The sequence below is a fragment of the Phormidium sp. CCY1219 genome (assembly GCF_055795085.1).
Genome location: NZ_JAYFEQ010000171.1, coordinates 1 through 4,387 on the forward strand (window position 1 = coordinate 1; position 4,387 = coordinate 4,387).

Annotated in this window: 3 protein-coding genes; all 3 read right to left on the reverse strand. The window is 52.8% G+C overall.

From position 1 onward, the window contains the following. Positions 1-222 precede the first annotated feature (222 nt). Positions 223-1,740: a hypothetical protein gene (locus tag AC0QH1_RS01005; protein WP_324628865.1), complete on the reverse strand. Its 1,518-nt coding sequence runs from the start codon at positions 1,738-1,740 to the stop codon at positions 223-225. An 84-nt stretch (positions 1,741-1,824) separates the two neighbouring features. Beyond that, entirely contained in the window at positions 1,825-2,190 is a 366-nt protein-coding gene (locus AC0QH1_RS01010) for a hypothetical protein (protein ID WP_324628866.1), read from the reverse strand. Positions 2,191-2,312: 122 nt separating this feature from the next. Next, on the reverse strand, positions 2,313-4,387 hold a 2,075-nt coding region (locus AC0QH1_RS01015; protein WP_324628868.1), incomplete at its 5' end, for a CHAT domain-containing protein.

Consider the following 4,387-nt stretch of genomic DNA (forward strand, 5'->3'; position numbering starts at 1 on the left):
TCCCCGGCTCAGCCTGGGAACGCCTCTGCGGAGGCTCTGCCTCCACAGGGAGCGCCGAACACCTCACAATAACCACATAAAATATCTCATACAAACAACAAACCCCACGAGTCGGCAAAATCTCCACCGACTCGTGGAGTCTACAAAGCTAGATGAGAATAGTGCAAACACTCAATCGTAAATGCTTTCACTGTAAAGTTCCGAGTCGGTTTTTAACCGACTTTAGCGATGAGGCGGGGACTTTGAGTCCCCGCCGGGTCCTGGAGTCTTGAATTTGGCCCCGATCGCATTCCATCCCCGGATAATTCCCCACACAATCAGGGCGGCGCACAATCCGAGGCTCACACTAATCCCGATCGCCAGGGTCATGGGATGGGGCGTATCGGTCCAGGGATACAGTTGCAGGGGCGGTGGCGGATCGGGGGGTTGCATGTAATAGGATAAGCTGCTGGCGATAACGCCGGAAATGCCAATGCCCACACCAACCAGGGTGACAACCAGTTCCAGTTGCCGATCGCGCTGTTTCTCGCTTTCGGCGTTCAGGCGATCCTGTTGCACCTGTTCGATTTCTACAATGCCTCGGATACTGGCGATCGCCTGTGCTAATAAGTTGGAGGCGGGTTTTAAATAGTTTAAATCCGCTTGGATTTGGGAGAGCAAGGTTGGACATTCTTTTTGCGAAAAATTCGCGAAAAAGTCCAGGGAGTTGTTGGTTTGCGATCGCAGGGTGTCCAGCAGGCGATTGTAGTTGCCGATTTGAATTTGAACCGTATTGAGGGTATATTCTAAATTCCTCAATTGTAGCGCATATTTCGGCGCAACGGCCATTAATTTTTTCAGGTCTTCTTTCAGGGTTTCCAATTCGCGATCGCTGAGGGATTTGCTCGCCACATCTCGGGCGATCGCGGTTTGCAATTCGGTTTCGATTTGAGTGCGAATCAACTCCTCGCAGGTGGCGTAGGTTTTCCGACTCAGTTGATAGGTATGAGCGATTTTATGGTAAGCTAAAAATAATTCCGGTAACTGAAAATAAATCGATTGTAGCTTTTGCGAAGTGGTTTCGCGCAGGTAGAACAAAATCAAAATGCGATCGCGCTGTTTTTTCGGGTTGCCATAGTCAAAAATATAGCTGCCCAAAAATTCCTGCTGCTGATAAAATTGTGGGCAAAAATCCCCGAACAGTTGGTGGCGCAATTCATCGGCGATCGGGCGCATCGCCTCCGGGGTTGGCGGAATCGTTTCCGGTAAAAATGTCCTTACCAGTAACGTTTGTCCTAAAAAGTCCGCCCTGTCATCGTTGAGGATAAAATCCTGGGGGAAAAACGCCGGAAATTCCTTCACCGACACCTTATCGCGCCCCTTTTCTTGGGGACGAAATAAACTCAGCATCAGCGCATAACTATCGTTAATCCGTTGCGGATAGAGCAAAAATTTATAACGCGGTTTTGTGCCATTGGGATTGCGTTCTGAACTTTCCCACCAGCGAAGTTGCCGATTTTTGAAATCGGTCTTTTTTAAGAGTTCAATGCTTTCTGCATTCAGATTGTCTGCCCGTAATTGCGGCGGATTTGTGGTAAAATCGAAATGCCGTTCCAGTTTCTTTAAAATCGGGTCGTATTGTTTCGCCACCACTTGCGGCGAATTCTCGAACGGTTTTAATTTTACGCTCAAACCTTTTTGCAGTTTGAACGCAAATAAATCGATATTCAACGCATAAACGAACTCGAGGGGGTTGGACATGGGAAAGGAAGTTAGGGGGGAATGAGTGAAATAGCCAACTAGCTGCATCCAAAGCAAGCTAGGAGATGATTTTACCTGAATTTTTTAGCTCGATTGAGATTGAGTGCTTTCCCGGGTTTTATCGATTTCGGCAACCATCATTTTGTTGGAAACCCGATCGCGATCGGCGGTGGGGTCTTTCGGCGGCGGTTCTTTTCCCGCTTCCAGCATATCGCAGCGCACTTGTATCCAGTCAGTATCATTCAATCGGGCTTCAATTTCCGGATAGCCTTCCGCCCAATCTAAAATAATCTCCGCCAATTCGTTCTCGTCATCCTCTGCACTTGCCAACTGGTTCCGCAGCGGGATTAAATACTCCCCATTTTGTCCAAATAACTCCCCACTGGGGCTTTTCCGTTCTTGCTGTAGCAAAGTCACGAAATCGATTAAGGCTTCGTAATTGTCATTCATCGCCGTTCCTCCAGGGTTCAGTTGCAAAGCAGGTCATTTATATGCTATTGTAGCATTAATTTCGCCTAAATCGCTCTGGGGAAAAATGCCCTTTTGCCCACCTCAACCCCACCCCCTCACTATCACAATCCAATACAGCCAAAAGCCGCCCAAGAATGCCACCCAGCAAACGGCGGATCCGGATAGCGACGACGCAATCGCGTCCGGCAATTTTGACACAACTTCTCCGGCGCTCGCACATCCTCCCGCAACCAGCGCACAAACTCCTCTCGCGACACGCTACGCAACCAGGTTTGTGCCCCTTGCAATGCCTCCACCGCAGACTGAGTGCCCCGGTGGAAATTGCGGTAAAAGCGCACCATTAAAAACGCCGTGGCAAAGTCATCCACCGACCACAAACTGCTAATCACCGTAGCACTCCCCGCATATAAAAACGCAATGGGCAACCCGATATATTCATCCACCACCTGACTGGAATCTACCAACCCGGTTTCGCAGGCAGAAAGCACCACAATCCGACAGCAAGGTATGTCTAAATTCGCGAAAATCTCCGTCAGAGTGAGACCTTGCAGGGCCGTATCCACCCGCCGCCCGTCGCGCATCGTGAGGTAGCGCTGTTCCGGCGGCGTCTCCGGAACTGCTGCAGGGGCGGCGCTGGGGGATAAAATTAACGCCGAATAGAGGGGATTCGCCGGATTGAAACTGCCGTGACAGGCGAAATGCAGGGATTCGCTTTGCTGCAGTCTCGCTAGGGTTGTCGGCGCAGACAGGGCAGTTTTGGTCGCGTCGCGATGGCGCAAAATATAGGTATTCGGGCGCAAGGGTTCGGCGATTTGTTCCACTTCCCGATCCGCATAGGGCAAATTGTCCGTGGGATTTTGTACCGCAAACAAGGATAACGGTTCCCTGGGGGTAGCGGGGGGGCGCTGGTGCAGGCGTTGCAGCAGTTGGCAACTGGGAACGTAACTCACCCCTCGCGCGAAGATATCCATCAGGGGACGTTTCTCCCGACTATCCCCCGGGGGACATCCGGGCACTGCATGCAGGGGAAATACATGCAAGAACCGATGGGGAACCAGAATCAGCTTGTCGCACTTGCCGGGAACTTTCGCCAAAATCTCCTCGATTCGCAGGATTTCCCCCAGGCGCTGCAGGCGGGGGGCGAGACTCTCTTGCCATGCTTTTTGCCGCTGCTGTCGTTCGGTGAGGCTTTCCCCCTGGCGGATGCGATCGTACTCCCGGAGATACTCGTCACTCCACTGGCGCAGGATGTCTCGTTCCTCTGGGGGGAAGGTTTCCACCCGGATATCCCCCCGGGTGATGATAAAGGTTTGCCACCCGGAATTCGCGCGAGTGCCGATATACCATTCCACAATCGCCGTCTTCTCGTCTAGGAGAGATTGAATCTCCCCCAGAGAAATGGGAGTGACGCGCTGGGTGAGCGTAAACTGCGGGTCGTTTATCGCCTCTAGCAGACTATCCCGTTGCTGGAGTAATTGTTGGCGCTGTTGAGCCAGGGTGAGATTCCCCGCCCCTGGGGAAGACTGCGCCGCCGGAAAAGCAGCGGACCGGGTATCCGTTGGCGGAGTTCCCGTCTCGCCGGTGGGAGACTCGCTATCCAGCAGTTGGGCGAGAATGGCGAGTTGGCGACGCACCTCCCGCAGTTGTTGCCGTTGTTCCTCACTGCCAGTTTTCGGTTCTAGGTCCGCATCCGCCATCATTTGCACCAGGGTGCGGGATTTACTCCGTTCCACCGTCATCAGGGCGAGGTCCAACCGCCCGACGCGAATGCAGGCATCTACCATACGTTCATACACATCCAAGGCATCCGCGATTAATTGCTGCCGGCGTTGCGCCGACTCCACCCATTCGCAACTTTGTTCCACCGCTTCGATGGCTAGGGTATAACCTTCACTGGCAATTTCCCACCATCCTTCCTCATATCCCAAGTGGCCCAAGTTGCGCCCGGTTTGCAGGCAATCGAGGGGAAACCCTGTCGGGGTTCTGATTTCCAGGGCATGGCGATAACAGCGAATCGCCCGTTCCAGATTCTCCCGCCGCTCTCCCCGGATGCGGTTGCGATAGGCTTCACCCAGATTATTTTGCGTCATCGCCCAATCTTCCGGATAGGCGGTGCGGGTTCTTACTTCTAACGCTGCCTCGTATGCCGCAATCGCCCGTTCCAGATTCTCCCCCC

Excerpts from the sequence above, each read along its gene's own strand:
- AC0QH1_RS01010 (WP_324628866.1), bottom strand. The coding sequence starts at position 2,190 with ATGAATGACAATTACGAAGCCTTAATCGATTTCGTGACTTTGCTACAG.
- AC0QH1_RS01005 (WP_324628865.1), bottom strand. The coding sequence starts at position 1,740 with ATGTCCAACCCCCTCGAGTTCGTTTATGCGTTGAATATCGATTTATTT.